Here is an 18,362-nt window from a genome sequence, read left to right as displayed (position 1 = left end):
CCCCGCGGGCGCCCCCTCGGGCCAAACCCCCCCCCCCCCCCCGCGGGGGGGGGGGGTGGCCCCCCGCCGGCGGGGGGGGGGGCCACCCCCCCGACGACCGACCGCACACGTCACGGCACCAATCCTCGACCGACACCACAACGTCGGAGGCGAGGTCGATCCCTACGGACAGAGGAAGACAGTGACCGACGACGGCGAAGTCCGTGTGCGCGTGATCGACGACGGCCGGGCGCTGGTGACACTCCCCCAGGTGGTGGACGCGACGGTCGCCCACGGAGTGCGCCAAGCCCTCCTGCACAGCATCAACGCGCTACCCGACCACATCGTCGACATCGACTTCGACTTCTCCGCAATCCGGATCCTGGACGACGCCGGCGCCGCGGCGATCGGCGCCGCCCGTCGCCACGCGTTCCTGCTCGGGCTACGCCCGGGACACCTCACCGCGAAACACCACACGAGCCAAGCTCCGGCCGACCCCGGGGAAACACCGCTCCGACGGTGAACGCCCGACGCCGTCGAGCATCGTGAACGCCGCCGGGCCGGCCGCGTGATCGGACGGCGTGAACGGGTGGCCGGCCCCCGTGTTCTCCCCGTCGTCCTCTCAGACTTGATGGTGTTCGGCGAACTCGTCCCGAAAACTGGGCCATCTCGCATCCGCTGCCCGTGGCCAAGGCCGTGGCCGGGCCGCAACGGGCCTTCACCGCGGTGTTCTCACCACTGATCAACCACCTCAACAGCACCGCGAACCGGGCCGTACACAGGCTCGGCATGGAGCCGGCGGAGGAACTCGCCTCGGCCCGCAGCCCCCAGGAGCTGGTCGCGCTGGCCCGGCACTCGGCGAAGGCCGGAACCCTCGACTCCGACACCGCCGACCTGTTCGCACGCGCCGTCACCCTGGGCGAGCTGTCCACCGAGCAGATCATGACGCCACGCGTGCGCGTGCACGGATTGCGCGTGTCGGCCACGGCCGCGGACGTGGTCAACCTGACCCGGGCCACGGGACATTCACGCTTTCCGATATTCACCGACAGCCTCGACGACGTCCAGGGCGTCATCCACCTCAAGCACGCCCTCGCGGTACCGGAGGCCGAACGCCTGCACCGCACCGTCGCCGAACTCGGCCCCCGACCCGTACTGGTCCCGGACACGCTCCCCGTCGACGAACTGCTCGACCTGTCGAGCGGCGAGGAGACCATGGCGATCGTGGCGGACGAGCACGGCGGCACGGCCGGCGTGGTCACCCTCGAGGACATCGTCGAGGAGGTGGTCGGCGCCGTCCGCGACGAGCACGACCCGTACGAACGACCGGAGATCGTCGCCGACGGACACGACGACGAGGGCAACCCGCGGTGGGACGTGGACGGCGGATATCGCCTCGACCAACTCCACGAGCTCGGTCTCGACGCACCCGACGGCCCCTACGAGACGGTCGCCGGCCTGGTCACCGACCAACTGTCGCGCATCCCCGCCCCTGGAAATGCGGTGATGGTGGACGGGTGGACGCTGACCGTCACCGAAGTCACCCGGCACCGCGCGGAACGCGTGCGCCTGATCGAGCCACCCAAGGTCGACGACACCGAGGACGAGAACGCATGACCGCCCTACAGCTCGTCATCGGGCTGCTCACGCTGCTCACCAACGCGTTCTTCGTCGGCGCCGAATTCGCCCTTATCTCGGTACGCCGCAGCCAGATCGAACCACGCGCCGAGGAAGGCGACCGTCGCGCGCGATCGGTGCTGTGGGGCCTGGAACACCTGTCCGCGCTGCTCGCCACCGCGCAACTGGGCATCACCATCTCCTCGCTCGTGCTCGGCATGGTCGCCGAGCCCGCCATCGCCCACCTCGCGGAGCCCGCCTTCGACGCGATCGGCGTCCCCGACGGCGCCGTCCACCCGATCGCGTTCGTGCTCGCGCTGTCCCTCGCCACCTATCTGCACATGCTCATCGGCGAAATGGTGCCCAAGAACATCGCCCTGGCCGCACCCGACCGCGCGGCCCTCATGCTCGGTCCCGGGCTCGTGTCCCTGACCAAGGCCCTGCGTCCGCTGATCTTCGGCATCAACACGATCGCCAACACCATCCTCAAGCTGTTCAAGGTCGAGGCCAAGGACGAGGTCAACGCCGCGTTCACCGGCGACGAACTCGCCGACATGGTCGACGAGGCGCGCGAGAACGGCCTGCTCGACCGTAGCGAGAGCGTCCTGCTTCGAGACGCCCTCGAACTCGGCGAGCGCCCCGTCCCGGAGGTCACGCTCCCGCTGTCCCGGGTGGTACGCGTGGGCCCCGACGTCTCACCGGCACGACTGGAGCAACTGACGGCCGAGACGGGCTACTCGCGATTCCCCGTCACCGACCAGGGCAGCGTTCTGGGCTACGTCCACGTCAAGGACGCCCTCGACGCCACCGATCGCGACGACCCCTTCGTCGCCGACGCGTTGCGCCCGATCACCAAGGTCGCCGCGGAAACCCGCCTGGACGACGTACTCACCGTCATGCGCCAAAGCGGCGCCCACCTGGCGGCCGTCACCGACGACAGCGGTGAACTCGTCGGCCTGGTCACCATGGCCGACGTATTGAAGGAACTCGTCGGCCACCGACCCAATCGGGTCTGATCGCACGAAGACGGCGTCCGCCCCGATGGGATCGGGGACGGACGCCGTCTTCACGGGCACCGGCAGGTCAGCGTCGGGCTCGGCCGAAGAAGATCCGGTAGAAGATCAGCAGGACCAGCGATCCGCCGATCGCCGCGCCCCAGGTCTTGAGCTCGAAGAAGTCCTTCTCGAAGGGGCGGTCGAAGACCTCGGCGGCGATCCACCCGCCCAGGGCCGCGCCGGCGATACCGATCAGGATCGTGATCAGGCACCCGCCCGGATCGCGTCCCGGGACCAGGAGCTTGGCGATGACGCCCGCGATGAGACCGAGGATGATCCACGCGATGATGCCCACGGTGTGTCCTGTCCTCCGAAAGTGGAAATGAAGCGACAACCACCCTGCGCCCCGAGGGGTACGGCGGGGTCGTCGGGGTCGACCGGAGTCGACGAGCCATCGACCAACGTGAGCTCCTACCCCTGAGGTTCCTCGAGGAGGTGCCACGGCGGCTGCGCGTACCTGGCTTCGGACCAACCCGCCTCTGCCCCGTTCGGCGAACCGTATCCGGCAGGGGCTGCACGTGCCTGGTCGAGGTGCGAGGGGCCGCCGAGCGGGCCGCGGGCGTTCGCCGCCCGATGCCACTGGTCCTCGGTCCAACCACGACTGCGAATCCGGGCTGCGCTGCTCCGGCCCGCCGGGATCAGCACGGACGCCAACGCCGGATCCCCGAACCGCTCGGGCCCGGCGACCGCGAACAACCCCAACCCCGAGCCGCCGGGCTGCGCCGCCTCGACGTTCGCAAGGCTCGACTGCGGGTACAGCGCGAGCCGCTCCGGGTACTTCCGACCGTGCTCCGGCAGCGGACCCTCCAACTCGTCATAGCGCTCGGACAGCCACCACGCCATGAACGCGCATCCGGCGCTCCCGGCGAGAACGAGCACGACCGCCAGGGCCACCCGAGCCGACCGCGGCCTGCTTCCCGCGCGGCCGGGTTCAGCAACTTCATGCCGAAGAGCCGCTCTCGACGGCCAGGACGGACGGGCTCTGCGCCGCCGCCACCCGCACCTCGACGAGCGACGCCACGCCACCGTGTCGTCGTAGTGCCTCGACCACCGCACCGGCGATCGGATCCCCCAGGGCCTGCGTCCCCGAATCGGCGACGCGACCGTCGGCCTCGATCCGCACGATCCCGCGCGCTTGCAAGGTCACCGTGGCCACGTCCGCCGCCCGACCCGGACCACCGGCCGGCAGCGCCGTCTCGAACAGGTCCGACGAACCCCGCTCCGGGACCGGCGCCCTCGGCGTCGTGAATGGACACCGGGAAGACGCTCTTGTCCACGTTCGCGGGCACCGCGACCAGGTTGACCTTGATCTGCTCGTCGTCGCCCTCACCCTCACCGGCGAGGTTGTCGCCCGTATGCTGCACCGAACCGTCCGGGCTGATCAGGTTGTTGAACACGAAGTCCTGATCGGACAACTCCTTGCCGGACGCGTCACACAGCAGCGCACTCGCGTCCAGGTCGAAGTCCGTACCGGTCGTGGTGCGCACGTCCCAGCCCAAGCCGTATCACCACGGCCAACAGACCGGGGGCGGCCTTGGTCAGGGATACGTTTCCGCACTTGCTGAGGCTGACGCCCATCGCTTGTGTCCTCTCCGAGACGTCCGGATCGCGGTTCGGACCTTCGGACCACCGAGCATGGCCGAAGGAACTCCCGCCGCTCCTCACCTGGTTTCCGGTTCCGCTCCGGTGATTACCCGCGTCGGACCCGCCCCGCTTTGCTGACGCAGCGTCACGTCGAGGAGACGCTGAAGGTCTGTCGGGGGTGCATGGGGGACCGGTAGAGTTCCCGGTGGAGTGCCGGGAAGCCTGGTCGGCGAACAAGGGATCAATCTCTTCGCTGATCGGGGCTCACATCATGGTGCTGGTTGCCGTCCACGGTGTCGCACTCCCTCGTTCTCCCGGTACCGGGCTCCGGCCCGGCAACCCGGTCCGCACGGTGCACGTCCCTGCCGTTGCCCATCACCCGGGCCGGCGCGACCGCGGGCGACGGATTCCCCGGGGCGATCCGCATCACAGCCGACAGCATGGTGGTCCAAATTGCCGCGGCTTCGGCGGTGTTCGCGGTGCTGCTCACCGACAAGACGCACGTCCCGTGCCGGCCCACTCGCGTGGGCGGGTGCCCCCGCCGGGCACCGGGAGTACGTCACCGTGCGTACCGACACGCCCGCCACCACCCGGCCGCCGGGCGAACACCGGCCGCCACGCTCCCCGCTCGGCCAAGACACCGGTGCCCACCCACATGGACGAAGCCCCGAACGGCCGACTCGCGGTGTCGCCGCCACCGGCTCGACTTCGCGTCGATCCACCCTCGCGCCACCGCCCGCACCCACCCATCCGATAGGCACCCACCCCACTCGGACACCCCCAAGGACGGACCATGAACGGCAACCCCGCCTACCACGCGATAGCCCTTGCCGCGGCCACGATGATGCTGCTCCCGCTCGTCTGGGCGACCCACACGGGGCGCCTGCCACCCCGGGCAGGCCTGACGAGCCCGCGGTCGCGGCGACGCAGATCGTGGGGACTGGCGGCCGGGTGGGCGATAGCGCCGCTCAACGCCGTGCCCCGGATCGCCGACGCCGCGCCACCGGTGGTGGCCGCCTGCACCATGGCCGGAGGGGCACTGCTGCTGGCCGGTCTCGCCCTGATCGCCACCGCCGCGCGGATCGAGCACGCCGACACCGCGCCCCGGGCCGAGGCCGCGCTGTGACCGCCCCCGTCATCGATCGCAACGCCAAGCGCCTGGCCGCTGCCGCCGCCGTCCTGATCCTGGTCGCGGCCGGCTGCATGATCTGGGCTGCCCAACACACCGGCGGCTTGCCCGACCGCGCGTGCTGGGGTTCGATCAAGGCGCGGGACCTCGAAAACGCCGCACCCCGCAACGGCGCGTGGAAGGTGAAGGAGGGCACCGACCACCGGGGCGATGCGACCTGCACCATCCGCAAGGGCGACTGGACCACCACGGTCACCGTCATGAAGACCCCGCTGCGCACACACCTGTGGTGGCAACTCGGCGCCGTGCCCTTGGGGGGCCGCCTGCCCGGCATGGTCAAACCGGGCGAAAAGCGCACCGACGGGTGGCTGTACCTCGGGCCGTGCGGCAACCGCATCGTCAACGCCGACGTCCCCTCCTCCGGCACCGACGACCGGGCGAGCATCGACCTGACCGCCCGCCTGCTGCTCGCCGTCGGCGACACCCGCATCCGCGACTGCGGCGGGCAAACCCCCTTCCCCGCCGCCCACCTGCAAGAACTCGACCCCCGCCCCCGCAACGCCGACCCCACCCCCTGCGGCATCCCCGGACTGCCGCCGTCCCTGGACGGCAACGGCGAAGACCTGGCCCAACTGGGCACCATCGACATCGCCGACGCCATCAGCCGCTGCGCCGTCATCAAGCGCGAAGACGCCGCCGGCTCCGCCGCGTTCGGCCCCGGCCTGCTCGGCGTCACCCTCGTCCACGACCCCAAGGTCGTGGCCGCCCTCTCACCCACCGGCATCCGCGCCACCGTCACCGCCACACGCGGCGCCCAACTCGTCCTCACCGACGAGGACCTGCGCTACGACCGCGACGGCGTCACCGAAGTCGTCTGCGGCACCGAACGCCGCTACGTCCACCTGATCACCACGGGCACCGACGCCGACCACGCCCACAGCAAACGAGCCGTCCTCAACCTCGTCGCGGAAAGCCTCGGCTGCGGATGAGCACACACCTTCCCCCGCGGAACCAAGCCCCCACCCGCCGACTCGAAAGGCCACCCGTGGACGACCTTCGTCGCCTCTTCCGTCCCGACGCCGCGCGAGGTGCCCGGACGCGGGGGTAGCAGCGGCGCTGACGCTGTCGGCCGTCTTCGTGACCGGCTGCGGTAATGACGGCGATGGCGAGCCGACCACCGACAGCGCGGCCGCAGCGCGTGCCGAGCGCGCAAACGCGGCAATGGAGGCAACGACCTTCCACGCCACGGGGACGACCACCGCGGTGTCCAATGCCACCGTCGAAACCTGGTACGACCCCGCCCAGGGCCTGCACTCCGTCGTCAAACGCAACTTCGAGGTCATCGGCCGAATCATCTGCCGTGACGGAGTCTCCGCGACGAGCCGGTCACTCACCAGCGACGACCCGGCGGACGCCACCGACTACGTCCTCTCCCGAGTGCCCGGCGGCCGCTCCCGACTGTTCACGATCCCCGTTTCCCCGGGGGCGACCCTGACCTTCGGCAACAGCGGTGCCGTCGACGGCACCCGGACCGACACCGTCAACGCGACGACGGAACGGGAGACCGCCCTCTTCCGCGTCGCCGCCGAAGGACCGCCCCACATCCTGCGCCAGGAATCCACCCGCGCCCACCTGACCGCTCACACCGACTACGGCGACTTCGGCAAACCCGTCACGATCCCGCCCCTGCCCCCGCAATGACCCGGGATTCCGGCGAACCGGCCGCATACGGATGCCCTGTGGCCCCGCCGGACGGGCGTGTTCCGCCTCCGTGCCCCACTCGCCCCGCACGTATCGCCGCGTTCGTGATCGCAGCGGCAGGCGACCGAACCACCTCGAACGAGATCCAGCCCACAACCATGCCGCACAGCCAGCCGGGCCCGCCCGCCGACCAGGTCGCCTTGTAGAGAGAGCCTTCCCGATTCCCTCGAAGTGCGCGCCGGGAGCACAAAGAACACCTCGAACGCGCACGACGGGCCCCTGTCCATGGGAATTCGACGCACGGTCACACGTCGACCGCCCGGCCGCAGACCGTCCCACCCCGGAGAGCACCGTGTCCGACGCGCACGACCGACCGGCAACACCCGCGCCGCGCCGCCGCGACCCGGCGCCGTCGGCGCGCGCCCACACCACACGTTCGATCCCCTTGGACGCCGGCGCCCCCGGCGTCGTCGCCGCCGCGCGGACAGCCGCACGCGCCTTCGTCACCGACCACCCCCGCGCCGACGACACCCTCGTCGAGACGGTGGGACTCGTCGTCAGCGAACTGGTCACCAACGCCGTCCGCCATGCCCCCGGCCCCTGCGTCCTGGAACTGGAGCACACCGAAGCCCGGGTACGCGTGACCGTGCACGACACCGCCGGGGCCCACCCCGTACCACGCCCCCGCGACCCGCAGCGACCCCACGGCCACGGCCTCGAACTGGTGCGCTCCCTCGCCGTCCTCTCGGTCCTCGACACCCCCACCGGCAAAGCCGTCACCGCCCGAGTCCCCTACTCCCGCACGGGCCCCGACCCCGAGACGGTCACATGAGCGAGCACGCGAGGCCGGGACAGGGCACGGCCGACACCGGCAAATCCGAGTCGCGGTACGGATTCCGCGTCCCGCCCTGGTCACCGATCAGATCGGTCGGCCGTTCGCGTGCTCCTCGATCCGGCGTCGCACCGCGTCCAGGTGCCGCCGAAGGGCATCGATCCGTTCCTGCGCCGTGGCACCATCGAGCCCGGCCGCGGCCGGCGGCGGTTCAGGGAGCGCGATACCGAGGTCGCGGGCCCTCGACTCGATCCGGGCCACCCGGTCCGCGAGTTCGGCACTGTGCTTCTCGACGGCGGCCCGCCGTTCGCGCCGCCGTCCGCCCATCTCGCGCACCCGCGCCTCGTGGGCCACCGGAGTTCCGCCGGCCCGCAGCCACGCGGTCCGCAACTCCCGATGCAGCCGGGCGAGATCCGCAGGGGCCTCCGGGGGCGCTTCGGTGTGCCCCACGGGATAGCGGCTCCGGTCCAGGATCTTGATCTCGCCGAGGCTGCGATCCAGGCCGCCGAGCACCGAGCCGTGCAGGAACCCGGGGACCCACACGGTGGCGTGATCGCGCATGCGCAGCACGACCCGCCAACGTCCCGCAGCCGAGGAACGCACGGTCCGCCGGGCCAACTCCACCTCCGCCACCTCCGCCCACCGGATGCGCCTGCTCGCGAAGACGCCGACCACCACGGCACCGTCCGGCCCAAGGATCACCCGACGCAAGGATCCCCGGACACACACCAGCGTCAACACCGTCCACAACACCCACGGCACCGGGCCATGGGGAAGACGGGACGCGAACGGCCCACGCCCCGCAACGACCGCGAGCAGATTCAGCACGAGGACACCGCACCCGAACACGGCCGCCGCAGCCGGAAGGACGAGCCGCCCGCAGTACCGCAGGGTCCTTGTTTCCCCATGTTGCCTGCCCATCGCACCCGACCCCTGTCATCCGCTGGGGAACCCGCCCGGGGCGCGCGGGATCCGTGCGTGCACCGCGCCGCCGCGACCGGCCCGCCGACCTGTCGGCAACGGCCCACGAACCGTGCCGGACGGGCTCGATGCTGGCGCAACGGCCCGGCCGCGTGCACTGCCGCATTCCGGCAGTGTTCGCGCTGTCTTCGCGCAGGTCCGCCACGATTGGCCCTCGGTCGGTGCTCGGTCCGAGTTCGGTCCGTCCCGACGGAAACACACGGCCCAGACCACGTCCGAGACCATCCGCTGCGAGGCCAGGCCTGTCCCGGCGTGGGACGGAGCCCCCGACAGGGGATGCGTCCGTCGACGACGGGGGCCCGAACTGGGCCCGCGCCCCAGGACGTCCTGTGGGCGATGCCGGACAACGCCAACGAGGGTTCGGCGGTGGGGCGTGCGCCCTTGTGCTGAATCGGCCCGGCTCATGCCCGCACGGGAGGACCCGACGGACGGGTACCCGCAGCGCCGCCACGTCCGGGCAGCGTAATCATTCCCGGCTGTCCCCGCCGTCGCCTCGGAATCGGGCACCCTCTCGAATCGCCTCGGTCATCGACACGAGTGCCGGCCCCGATGGGGCCGGGTCGGCGAGAGCGTCCTGATGCGTCGATGTGAGGACCACGGCGATGTCGCCGTCGCCGGCGACAGGCAGCCGCGCCGTCGCGACCGTTCCTCGGCCGGGAGTGACCATCACCGTGCCCGGCCCCGCGGCGGTGGCATCGCGCAGGAACCCGACCAGGTCGTCGGTCTTCAACGCGCCGCCCCTTTGGATCACCGGGGCGAACATGTTGATCGCGGTGTCGGCGGCGGAGCTGCCCACCACGTGTACTTCCAGTCGTGAAGCGCCGACCTCGTAGTTGCAGGTGATGCCCCACACGGCCGGACTCGCCGGGATCTCGGGCCCGGCGGGCGCGGTGCCGACGGCGGGTGTGGCGGGCTGCGCGGGACGCGCCGGGGTCTCGCTGCCCTCGCTCTGCGGGTCTCCGGGCCGGACCGGTTGCGTGATCCCGGCCGCGCGGGCCGCCGCGGCGACATCGAAACGGAACGGACAGGGCGTGCCCTTGTCGACCTTGCGCGTGCGCTCGCGCAGGTCCTGCACGGACATCGCCTCGTCCTCGTGGGGCGAGTCCGAGGTGCATCCGGAGGCGACCACGACGGCCGAAAGGCCCAGCGCCGCGATCGCCGTGCGTGTTGTTCCCGAGGCAGTGATCATCCGCAAGAAACTACCCTCGTGATCACGGACGCCGCCCGGCGGGAGTTCGCCGCCGTACCCGTTGCGCCGCACGGATATCCGCGCACCGGCCCTCGCGGCACCGATTCGGGAGGCCCACTGCCGGGTTCCGGCAGCGAAGAGGGCCCTCGCCGGTATCTCTTCCTCCCTGTCGCGGCCGCGTCAAGAGCGTGTAAGTTCCTCCTCGGTGTGCCGGGAAGCCTGGTCGGCGGTCAAGAGAACTCTCTTCGTCGATCGGGGGCTTGTCGTGGTGCTCATCGCGGTGTTCGGTGTCGCGCTTCTGGTTGCGGTGCTGTTGTCCGGTTTGGCAGCGCGATCGGTGTTGTCCACATCGTTGCTGTTCCTGGGCGGCGGCGCGCTGGTCGGCGACGGCTTCCTGGGGCTGATCCACATCACCCCGGGCAGCGGGATCGTCTCGGTCACCGCCGACCTGGCGTTGTTCGCGGTGCTGTTCACCGACGGCATGCACGTCTCCTTCCCCAAACTGCGCACCACCTGGCGCAACCCCGCCCGCGCACTCGGTGTGGGGATGCCGTTGGCGTTCGTCGGCATGGCGTTGGCCACGCACTACCTCGTCGGCCTGGACTGGACCACCTCGTTCCTGGTCGGGGCCGTGCTCGCACCGACGGACCCGGTGTTCGCGTCGGCGATCGTCGGACGCAAGGAAGTCCCGGCCCGGTTGCGCGAGTTGCTCAACGTCGAGAGCGGCGTCAACGACGGCCTCGCCCTGCCGGTCGTCCTGCTGCTGATCGCCGCCGCCGGACCCACCGCGCACTCCGCCGAGGCGTCACCGGCGAAGATCGGCGCCGAACTGGTCGCCGGACTCGCCCTGGGCGTCGTGCTGCCGCTGCTGGTCCACCTGCTCACCCGGTTCAGGCTGTTGGGCGCCGAACCCAAACTGCAGCCGCTGTTGCCGTTGGCGACCGGGGTGATCCTGTACGCGACCTGCCACCTCACCCACGCCAACCCCTACCTCGCCGCGTTCTCCGCCGGCGCCGTCCTGGCATCGATCTCACCGGAGTCCAAGGTGGTGTTCGAGCCGCTCGGGGAGGCACTGTCGGAGCTGGCGAAATTCGCCGCGCTGCTGGTGTTCGGGGCGCTGCTGACGCCGAGCCTGTTCGGGGACCTGTCGGTGGGCGGCTACGTCGCGGTGGTGTTGGCGATCGTGGTGATCCGCCCGGCCTCGCTCCTGGTGTCGCTGGTGGGCACCGACATCGACCGGCGCGAGCGCCTGGCCGCGGCGTGGTTCGGGCCCAAGGGATTCGCGTCCGTCGTCTACGGCCTGTTGGTGCTCCAGTCGGGCATCCCGCACGGCGAGGACGCATACACCGTGATCGCGGTATGCATAGCCTTCTCGATCGTCGCGCACAGCAGCACGGACGTTCCCGTCGCCCGCGCCTTCGACGTCGAGGACCTCGTCGGCATCCCCGACGACGACGCGGCCCCCGTCCACGCCGTGGCCGTCAAGAAGCCGCACGTGCACACACCAGGAACCGGAACCACCGCCGGCGAGCAAAAAGGGAGTTCGTGATGCGCGCACATGACCTGGTGAACGAGCACTCGGGCGAGTCCCCACCCGTCGCGCGCGACGACCGGTCACCGGTACTTCCCCACCACACGCCCGGGAGGATGCGCATGACCCGCGCCGCGATACCCGACGACTACCTCGACACCTACACTCACATGCTCGCGGAGGTCTCCACCACCGGCCGCCGCCTGCGTCGCCCCGAACTCGACGCGCTGCGCGCGCAAGGCGAATACGCCGCCGAAGCCGGCTACGGATGGCGCGAACTCATCACCCTCTACCTCGCCGAAACCCGCAAACACTGGACCACCCTCCCCGGCATCGCCCGCCCCACGAACACCACCCGAGCCGCCACCGCCGGCGCCGACGTCATAACGGCCCTCGAAGCCGCCGTCGACGCCCTCGCCCGAGGCCACGAACACGCCCAACGCCTGGCGGTCCGTCAGGAGGAGGCGGCACGCCGCGAGTTCATCGACGACCTCCTGTACGGGCGCAGCGACCTGGGGCGCCTGGCCGAGCGCGCCGAACGCTTCGGACTGCGCTTGGCGCACGCCCACGCGGTGGCCGTCGCCGTCGGCGGCGACCCGTACGACGACGTCCACCCCCTGGTCCGGCGGGTCGAACGCGAACTCGTCGGCCGCTTCGGCGACCGCGACATCCTGCTCACCACCAAGGACGGCCGCATGGTCTGCATCGCGGCAAGCACCGAACGCGCCGCACTCGACGCCTTCGCCAAATACGCCACCCATCCCGGCGGTGACCGAGCCGGGGCGGACACCGTCGCCTTCGGCCGCCCGCACACCGGCGCCGGCGGAGTCGTGCGCTCCTACGAGGAAGCCCTCGCCGCCCTCGACCTCGCCACCCGCCTGGACCTGCCCGCCACCTTCCTGCACGCCGCCGACCTGCTGGTCTTCCCCGTCCTGATGCGCGACCGAGCCGCCATGGCCGACCTCGTCCGCACCGTCCTGGGACCCCTCGAACAGGCACGCGGCGGCCCCGACCCGCTCCTGGAAACCCTCACAGTCCTGGCCGAGGCCGGCTACAACGGCGCCGAAGCCGCCCGCCGCCTCAACATCATCCCCCGCACCCTGTCCTACCGCCTCCAACGCATCAAAACCCTCACCGGCTACGACACCACCGACCCCATGCAACGCTTCACCCTCGAAACCGCCGCCATGGGCGCCCGACTGCTGGGCTGGCCGGACCACGAGCAACCGTGAACGCCCTGGCGGAAGGCCCTGCCCCCGGCCGAGCGTGCGCGCCCTCATCCACCGGCGGGACCGCGTCGGAAGCCCGACCGGGTACGACCTCGCCGGAACCTTCCCGCCGCCGCCGTGAACGCGCCCGTCCGTTGCGGCACCGATCGCGAGTGTGCGGCCGATCCCGCCTGGTCAAGGTGTGAGCAACGCGTCGATGGCGCAGGGTGTGCCGGGAAGTCTGGTCGGCGTCGGTGGGCGAGTGCGCCCTTCAACCAGTCCGGAAGGCACCATCGTCATGGCATCCGAGAAGGAACCCCGCACCTTTCTGGGGTTGCCGTCGTGGCCGGAGCGGGCTGCGGTGGCGTCCGCGCTGCGCGCTGAGACCGTCGGCGGAATCGTGCTGCTCGTCGCCGCAGTGGTGGCGCTGGCGTGGGCGAACTCCCCCTGGAGCAGCAGCTATGCCGACGCGCGGGACTTCCACTTCGGGATCTCCGCGCTCGGCCTGGACCTGTCGGTGGGGCACTGGAGCGCGGACGGGCTGCTGACGGTGTTCTTCCTGGTCGCCGGGATCGAGCTGAAACGCGAACTGGTCGTCGGCGATCTGCGCACCCCGGCCACCGCGGCCCTGCCGGTGGTTGCCGCGGTGTGCGGGATGGCGGTGCCCGCCGCGGTCTACCTGACCACCGTCGGCGTCGGCGGGGGCAGTACCCAGGGGTGGGCGGTGCCTATGGCCACCGACATCGCCTTCGCCCTGGCTGTCCTCGCCGTGCTCTCCACCCGTCTGCCGTCCGCGCTGCGGGCGTTCCTGCTCACCCTCGCCGTCGTCGACGACCTCGGCGCCATCTTGATCATCGCCCTGTTCTTCACCTCCGACCTCAGCCCCCTCGCCCTTGCCGGCGCGGCCGGCGGGCTGGTGGTCTTCTACGTCCTGCAGCGGCTGCGGGTGCGCGGCTGGTGGTGGTACACCCCGCTCGGCGTGGCGATCTGGGCGCTGATGTACAACGGTGGCGTGCACGCCACCGTCGCCGGCGTCGCCATGGGACTGATCCTGCGTACCCGCCCCGACGACGGCACCGGACCCCATCCCCACGAGGACGCCTCGCCGGGAGACCGCGCCGCGCACCTGTTGCGCCCGGTCTCCGCCGCGCTGGCCGCACCGCTGTTCGCGCTCTTCGCCGCCGGCGTCACACTCTCCGGGCCCGCGCTGGGCGATGTGTTCACCCACCCCGAACCGCTCGGCGTGGTCTTGGGGCTGGTCACCGGAAAGACTGTCGGGATCTTCGCAGGCACCTATTTGGCGGCGCGCTTCACTCGCGCCCGCCTCAACCCCGACCTCGCATGGGCCGACGTCCTCGCCCTCGCCGTCCTGGCCGGCATCGGCTTCACCGTCGCCCTCCTCATCGGCGAACTCGCCTTCACCGACCCGGCCACCGCCGAACACGTCAAAGCCGCCGTCCTGGTCGGCTCCCTGCTCGCCGCCGCCCTGGCCGTGCCGCTCCTCAAACGCCGTGACGTGCTCTACCGCAGGTTGTTCAAGGCCGAGAACGCCGACCTCGACCACGACGGCATCCCCGACATCCACCAACACCCATGACACCGACCGACAACCGCCGACGTCCCCGGCGCCGTAAAGACAACGTCATCGACCGGCAGCGAATCCTGGACGCGTCGCGCACTCCCCTGATCCGCCCGGGCATCAGCATTCGGGTCTTCCCACGAGTAGCGGCCTTGCTTAACCGCCGCAACGGCGTCCCGGTCGGCCTCACCCGGGACGGCACTGTGTGCGCCGGCGAATCTCGGGGATCATGGCCGCCACCGCGGGCAAGAGGGTCACCGCCGCGTCGTCCTGGAGATCGGCACCGGCCTCGGCCGGATCGCGGCCCTCCTCGCCCGATACCTGGGCAACGAGATCGTCGTCTCGGTCGGGATCGGCCCAGCACTCGTGGACGACGCCCGCGCTGCCCACGCCCGGGTTGCGACTCGCGCCCACGGTGATCACCGGCGACGGGACACTCGGCACCCTCGACATCGTGAGGCGTTCGGGCATAGAGGCGTCGCGGGTCTCGGCCGACGGGGTGGTCTTGTCGGTTGAGACATCCCATGACGCTGGGTGTCAAGCCGCGGCGAGGTCGCCACGGTGAGCCCAGGCGTTGGCCTCGTCGCAGCGGGCGCGGGCGGTCGGTCTCGATCCCGACCACCACCTGCTCGGGTTCCTGATGCTCGCCACCGTGCCGGGCGACCAGGGCGTGCAGCCTGGCGATGCCCTCGACGCCCTCCATCAGCCGGGCTATCGAGCCCGCGATCCGAGGAGTCCTGGACCTCGACATCTGTGGCTCGGGTCGGCCGGACCGCAGCGGGTACGCCTGATGTAGGCGCTTGCGATGTCGGCGGGCATCGGATGGCGAGAGGAAAGGACGATGCCTCGAGGCCGAGTGGCTGTGACGCGGGCTCCGCTGCTCGCGGTGATCGGCGTGTTCGCCGTCGCAGCCCTCTCGCTCGCCCCTCCTGCCTCGGGGTCAACGGTGCTGGTCACACGGGTGGACGACACAATCACCCCGGTCATCGCCGACCATCTGGCCGACGGCGTGCGGGTCGCCGAGCGGGACGGGCACCAGGCGTACATCGTCGAGCTGGACACTCCGGGCGGGCTTTTGGAATCGACACGCGACATCGTGGGCGACTTCCTCGGCGCGCACGTGCCGGTCGTGGTGTACGTGGCTCCGTCGGGCGCGCGGGCGGCCTCGGCGGGGGCATACATCGTGCTGTCCTCGAACGTCGCGGCCATGGCGCCGGGCACCCACATCGGCGCCGGTACGCCCGTCACGGGAAGCGGCGATACGGCGAGCAGTAAAGTCGTCAACGACGCTGCGGCGTTCGCCGTCGCCATCGCCATCGCCATCGCCATCGCCGAACAGCCTGGCCGCAACACCGCCTTTGCCGAGGACATGGTCCGCGAGGGTACGGCCATCACCGACCGGCAGGCGCTGGACAACGGAGTCGTCGACCTCACCGCCGCCACCCGCGGCGAGCTGCTCGCCGGCCTCGACGGCCGTGAAGTCACCGTGGCACCCGACCGGCAGGTGACGCTGCAGACGGCCCGGGCCAAGGAGGTCGGGCACGACCTCGGCTTCTTCGATGACGTACGCCAGACCCTCGCCAACCCGGAACTGGCCTTCCTCTTCCTGTTCATCGGCACGCTCGCGGTCGTCTACGAACTCGCCGCTCCCGCCGTGGGCCTGGCCGGCGTCGCCGGCGTCGTCTTGTTGGTCCTCGGGCTCACCGCCTTGAGTGTCCTGCCGTTCGACGTCGCGGGCCTGCTTTTGCTGCTGCTCGCGGCGGCGTCGTTCGCCGCCGAGGTCTTCACGGCCGGATTCGGGGTCTTCGCCGTCGGCGGCACCGCCGCCCTGGTCTTCGGCGGTCTCCTGCTGTTCGACGGCGACGTCGGCGTCGACCCCGCGGTGTTGTGGCCGACCGCGGTGGTCACCGGCGCCGGCGCGCTGCTCGCCGGGCGCCTCGCATGGCGAGCCCGCAAGGCCCGACCCACCACCGGCCAGGAAGCACTCGTCGGACACGACGCGGTCGTCCACCACGCCGACGGACCCACCGGCCAGGCCTGGGTCGACATCGGCGCGAAGGGCCCGGGACTGTTCCTCATCATCCCGTTCGTGGACCGCATGGTCCGCGTGTCCCTGCGCACCGTCACCATGGACATCCCACCGCAGGACGTCATCACCAAGGACAACGTCACCGTCCGCGTCAACGCCGTCACCTACTTCAACGTCGTCGACCCCAACCGCTCCGTCGTCGCCGTCGAGAACCACATCCAGACCACCCTGCGCAGCATCCTCGGCCAGGTCGACCTCGACGAACTCCTCGTCAACCGCGACGAGATCAACCAACGCCCACAGCAGATCATCGACCAGGTCACCGACCCTTGGGGCATCAAGGTCACCCTCGTCGAGGTCAAGGACGTCGAACTGCCCGAGACCATGAGGCGCGCCATGCCCGGCAGGCCGAATCCGAACGCGACCGACGCGCCAAGGTCATCCACGCGCGCGGAGAGTTCGAAGCCGCCGAAACGCTCGGAGCCGCCGCGATCCCCCTCGAGGAACACCCCGCAGCCCTCCACCTGCGCATCCTGTCGACCACGGCCGAAGTCGCCGGGGAACGAAACTCCACCCTCATCTTCCCCCTCCCCATGGAAATCCTGCCCCTCGTCGACCTGCTGCGCCAACCCGCCACCGCCGCGTCCACCGATACGCCACAACCACCCGAGCAAGCCTCCACAGCCGCCAAGACCGGACCCGCGTAACCCGTGCCGGCGGCCTCTCACCGCCCGTCCCCGCAGGCGGCCGTCGGCACAAGGCAGGTGAACCGACATGGATACCTCGAACGGCGACGACCGCGTCCTCGCCGGAATCGAACAGCGCCTCGCCGATGACGATCCCGACCTCGCCGCCCGCCTCGCCGCTCTCAACCGCCGCCTCGACGAGGCCCAACCACACACGAGCCCCCGGCGCCAGTTCGTGGCGGTGCTGTGTGCCGTGCTGATCACCGCAGTGGTCGTGTTGGCCTCTCTCGCCAAGGTCGAATTGGAGGACAACAACCGGCCACCCCCGGCACCGAGCAGCCCGGCAGTACCGATACCCGCCAACCCCGGACCACCAGGCGCACCGTAGACCGTGACGTTGACGGCCGGGGTCGGCGTGTGGAGGTCGGTGTCCTGGCCGCCGCCCGCTTTCCAGGGCATCAGGGTGAGGATGGCGCCGACGACCAGGGCTCCGATCGCGACGCCCCAAGCGGGCGGCGAGCAGGAAGCCTGTGATCGGTCAGGCCGCGTCATCCGGTCCAGCGCGGCGCGCTCGGGCCTCGTCCGGATGTCCTGGTCGGCCTCGCCATGCACCACGACGAGAGGCAGCGCGAGCACGGCGAGCACCCGCCACAGCCCACCGGCCGCGTCGAGGGCGCGCTGCACCGCCCACGCCGGCGCCTCAGGTCGTGGCCCACGGATGCAGCTCCGACAGTTTCAGCAGCGCCTCGCGCGCCGCGATCAACGCGAACTCCTCGCCGCAGGCGGCCGCGTCGACCAGGCCCCGCGCAACGTTGCGCGACGTGCGGTCCACGCCGGCCGAGCCGTCTCCGAACATGTCGTGGTCGCGGTCCGTCGGGTCCAGGCGTGCGAGGAGGTCGGCCCAGGCCGCCACGGTCGTACCCCACGCAGCCTCGGCGCTGATGCGTGCGAGCGCCGCTTCCGCGGCGCTTCCGCCACCGGCGGCGTCGTCCGCGTTCAGCCCGTCCAACACCTCGAGCGTCAACCGCCGCACCGCGTCACCCCGCACGAGCAACACGAGGCGAAGTAACGGCCGGTGACGGTGGGTCCTCGCACAGCGGGCCTGGTCCAGGCGCACGAACGGCTCGGCCCCGCCCCCACGCGGACGTGGGGGCGGGGCGCACTGTGTCACTCCGAGCCCACGTTGCTTGCGGCCGGGTTCCAACCGGAAGTCGGGACGGTCTCGGTTTTGACATGCACTGCACCCGGACCCCGCACGGGAA

Annotated in this window: 20 protein-coding genes and 1 pseudogene; 13 read left to right on the top strand and 8 right to left on the bottom strand. The window is 71.1% G+C overall.

Annotated features, from left to right (window positions below; translation table 11 throughout):
• The first annotated feature begins 181 nt into the window (after positions 1 to 181).
• The 3 genes from ACIBSV_RS48405 (at position 182) to ACIBSV_RS48395 (ending at position 2,612) form a co-directional block, all read left to right on the top strand.
• Positions 182 to 502: a hypothetical protein gene (locus ACIBSV_RS48405; RefSeq protein ID WP_395874005.1), complete on the top strand. Its 321-nt coding sequence runs from the start codon at positions 182 to 184 to the stop codon at positions 500 to 502.
• Between the two features lie 161 nt (positions 503 to 663).
• Complete coding sequence (locus ACIBSV_RS48400; protein ID WP_395874003.1) at positions 664 to 1,596, top strand: hemolysin family protein; 933 nt, start codon at positions 664 to 666, stop codon at positions 1,594 to 1,596.
• A complete protein-coding gene (locus tag ACIBSV_RS48395) occupies positions 1,593 to 2,612 on the top strand; it encodes a hemolysin family protein (protein WP_395874001.1) in 1,020 nt (339 codons plus the stop codon). Before ACIBSV_RS48400 ends, ACIBSV_RS48395 begins: the two co-directional genes overlap by 4 nt.
• Positions 2,613 to 2,679: 67 nt before the next feature.
• Here ACIBSV_RS48395 and ACIBSV_RS48390 read toward each other — a convergent pair whose 3' ends face one another.
• The 4 genes and pseudogenes from ACIBSV_RS48390 to ACIBSV_RS48375 form a co-directional block, all read right to left on the bottom strand.
• A complete protein-coding gene (locus tag ACIBSV_RS48390; protein ID WP_395873999.1) occupies positions 2,680 to 2,946 on the bottom strand; it encodes a GlsB/YeaQ/YmgE family stress response membrane protein in 267 nt (88 codons plus the stop codon).
• Between the two features lie 116 nt (positions 2,947 to 3,062).
• Positions 3,063 to 3,530: a hypothetical protein gene (locus ACIBSV_RS48385; protein WP_395873997.1), complete on the bottom strand. Its 468-nt coding sequence runs from the start codon at positions 3,528 to 3,530 to the stop codon at positions 3,063 to 3,065.
• A 61-nt stretch (positions 3,531 to 3,591) separates the two neighbouring features.
• Entirely contained in the window at positions 3,592 to 3,840 is a 249-nt protein-coding gene (locus tag ACIBSV_RS48380; protein WP_395874020.1) for a hypothetical protein, read from the bottom strand.
• Positions 3,841 to 3,859: 19 nt separating this feature from the next.
• Positions 3,860 to 4,229: pseudogene (locus tag ACIBSV_RS48375) on the bottom strand (TerD family protein); the annotation flags it as partial.
• A gap of 799 nt (positions 4,230 to 5,028) precedes the next feature.
• Between ACIBSV_RS48375 and ACIBSV_RS48370 the strand changes: the two are divergent.
• The 4 genes from ACIBSV_RS48370 (at position 5,029) to ACIBSV_RS48355 (ending at position 7,897) form a co-directional block, all read left to right on the top strand.
• Positions 5,029 to 5,361 (top strand): hypothetical protein, encoded by a 333-nt coding sequence (locus tag ACIBSV_RS48370; RefSeq protein WP_395873995.1) that lies wholly within the window; start codon positions 5,029 to 5,031, stop codon positions 5,359 to 5,361.
• Complete coding sequence (locus tag ACIBSV_RS48365) at positions 5,358 to 6,353, top strand: hypothetical protein (RefSeq protein WP_395873993.1); 996 nt, start codon at positions 5,358 to 5,360, stop codon at positions 6,351 to 6,353. Before ACIBSV_RS48370 ends, ACIBSV_RS48365 begins: the two co-directional genes overlap by 4 nt.
• 232 nt (positions 6,354 to 6,585) lie before the next feature.
• Entirely contained in the window at positions 6,586 to 7,065 is a 480-nt protein-coding gene (locus tag ACIBSV_RS48360) for a hypothetical protein (RefSeq protein ID WP_395873991.1), read from the top strand.
• 352 nt (positions 7,066 to 7,417) lie between these two features.
• Positions 7,418 to 7,897 (top strand): ATP-binding protein, encoded by a 480-nt coding sequence (locus ACIBSV_RS48355; protein ID WP_395873989.1) that lies wholly within the window; start codon positions 7,418 to 7,420, stop codon positions 7,895 to 7,897.
• 87 nt (positions 7,898 to 7,984) lie between these two features.
• Here ACIBSV_RS48355 and ACIBSV_RS48350 read toward each other — a convergent pair whose 3' ends face one another.
• Together ACIBSV_RS48350 and ACIBSV_RS48345 are read right to left on the bottom strand one after the other, a co-directional pair.
• Entirely contained in the window at positions 7,985 to 8,599 is a 615-nt protein-coding gene (locus ACIBSV_RS48350; RefSeq protein WP_395873987.1) for a PH domain-containing protein, read from the bottom strand.
• 745 nt (positions 8,600 to 9,344) lie between these two features.
• Positions 9,345 to 10,067 (bottom strand): hypothetical protein, encoded by a 723-nt coding sequence (locus tag ACIBSV_RS48345; RefSeq protein WP_395873985.1) that lies wholly within the window; start codon positions 10,065 to 10,067, stop codon positions 9,345 to 9,347.
• 265 nt (positions 10,068 to 10,332) lie between these two features.
• Here ACIBSV_RS48345 and ACIBSV_RS48340 point away from each other — a divergent pair, with 265 nt between their 5' ends.
• From ACIBSV_RS48340 to nhaA, 3 genes are all read left to right on the top strand, one after another.
• Positions 10,333 to 11,616 (top strand): cation:proton antiporter, encoded by a 1,284-nt coding sequence (locus ACIBSV_RS48340; protein ID WP_395873983.1) that lies wholly within the window; start codon positions 10,333 to 10,335, stop codon positions 11,614 to 11,616.
• 104 nt (positions 11,617 to 11,720) lie between these two features.
• Positions 11,721 to 12,830 (top strand): PucR family transcriptional regulator, encoded by a 1,110-nt coding sequence (locus tag ACIBSV_RS48335; protein WP_395874019.1) that lies wholly within the window; start codon positions 11,721 to 11,723, stop codon positions 12,828 to 12,830.
• Positions 12,831 to 13,104: 274 nt separating this feature from the next.
• Positions 13,105 to 14,403: a Na+/H+ antiporter NhaA gene (gene nhaA, locus ACIBSV_RS48330; protein WP_395873981.1), complete on the top strand. Its 1,299-nt coding sequence runs from the start codon at positions 13,105 to 13,107 to the stop codon at positions 14,401 to 14,403.
• Between the two features lie 168 nt (positions 14,404 to 14,571).
• Here nhaA and ACIBSV_RS48325 read toward each other — a convergent pair whose 3' ends face one another.
• Positions 14,572 to 14,829, bottom strand: coding sequence for a hypothetical protein (locus tag ACIBSV_RS48325; RefSeq protein ID WP_395874026.1), 258 nt, complete (start codon positions 14,827 to 14,829; stop codon positions 14,572 to 14,574).
• 130 nt (positions 14,830 to 14,959) lie between these two features.
• On the opposite strand from ACIBSV_RS48325, the gene ACIBSV_RS48320 reads away from it, so the two are divergent.
• The 3 genes from ACIBSV_RS48320 to ACIBSV_RS48310 are packed head-to-tail and all read left to right on the top strand — an operon-like array spanning position 14,960 to position 17,488.
• Positions 14,960 to 15,181 carry a hypothetical protein gene (locus ACIBSV_RS48320; protein WP_395874024.1) on the top strand — a complete coding sequence of 74 codons (222 nt, stop codon included), beginning with the start codon at positions 14,960 to 14,962 and terminating at the stop codon, positions 15,179 to 15,181.
• A 45-nt stretch (positions 15,182 to 15,226) separates the two neighbouring features.
• The gene (locus ACIBSV_RS48315; protein ID WP_395873979.1) at positions 15,227 to 17,182 is read left to right on the top strand and encodes an SPFH domain-containing protein; all 1,956 of its coding nucleotides are present in this window, start codon (positions 15,227 to 15,229) and stop codon (positions 17,180 to 17,182) included.
• A 6-nt stretch (positions 17,183 to 17,188) separates the two neighbouring features.
• Positions 17,189 to 17,488 carry a DUF3040 domain-containing protein gene (locus tag ACIBSV_RS48310; protein WP_395873977.1) on the top strand — a complete coding sequence of 100 codons (300 nt, stop codon included), beginning with the start codon at positions 17,189 to 17,191 and terminating at the stop codon, positions 17,486 to 17,488.
• A 312-nt stretch (positions 17,489 to 17,800) separates the two neighbouring features.
• Here ACIBSV_RS48310 and ACIBSV_RS48305 read toward each other — a convergent pair whose 3' ends face one another.
• A complete protein-coding gene (locus ACIBSV_RS48305; protein ID WP_395873975.1) occupies positions 17,801 to 18,157 on the bottom strand; it encodes a hypothetical protein in 357 nt (118 codons plus the stop codon).
• Between the last annotated feature and the right edge of the window lie 205 nt (positions 18,158 to 18,362).

It is taken from the genome of Embleya sp. NPDC050154 (assembly GCF_044460165.1).
In the GTDB taxonomy this organism is placed as follows: domain Bacteria; phylum Actinomycetota; class Actinomycetes; order Streptomycetales; family Streptomycetaceae; genus Embleya.
This window is presented reverse-complemented; position numbering and strand designations above follow the sequence as displayed.

Bases quoted from the DNA above. Each gene is read 5' to 3' on its own strand.
- ACIBSV_RS48395 (WP_395874001.1), top strand. From the start codon at position 1,593: ATGACCGCCCTACAGCTCGTCATCGGGCTGCTCACGCTGCTCACCAAC.
- ACIBSV_RS48370 (WP_395873995.1), top strand. From the start codon at position 5,029: ATGAACGGCAACCCCGCCTACCACGCGATAGCCCTTGCCGCGGCCACG.
- ACIBSV_RS48360 (WP_395873991.1), top strand. From the start codon at position 6,586: ATGGAGGCAACGACCTTCCACGCCACGGGGACGACCACCGCGGTGTCC.
- ACIBSV_RS48345 (WP_395873985.1), bottom strand. From the start codon at position 10,067: ATGATCACTGCCTCGGGAACAACACGCACGGCGATCGCGGCGCTGGGC.
- ACIBSV_RS48335 (WP_395874019.1), top strand. From the start codon at position 11,721: ATGACCCGCGCCGCGATACCCGACGACTACCTCGACACCTACACTCAC.
- nhaA (WP_395873981.1), top strand. From the start codon at position 13,105: ATGGCATCCGAGAAGGAACCCCGCACCTTTCTGGGGTTGCCGTCGTGG.
- ACIBSV_RS48315 (WP_395873979.1), top strand. From the start codon at position 15,227: ATGCCTCGAGGCCGAGTGGCTGTGACGCGGGCTCCGCTGCTCGCGGTG.
- ACIBSV_RS48310 (WP_395873977.1), top strand. From the start codon at position 17,189: ATGGATACCTCGAACGGCGACGACCGCGTCCTCGCCGGAATCGAACAG.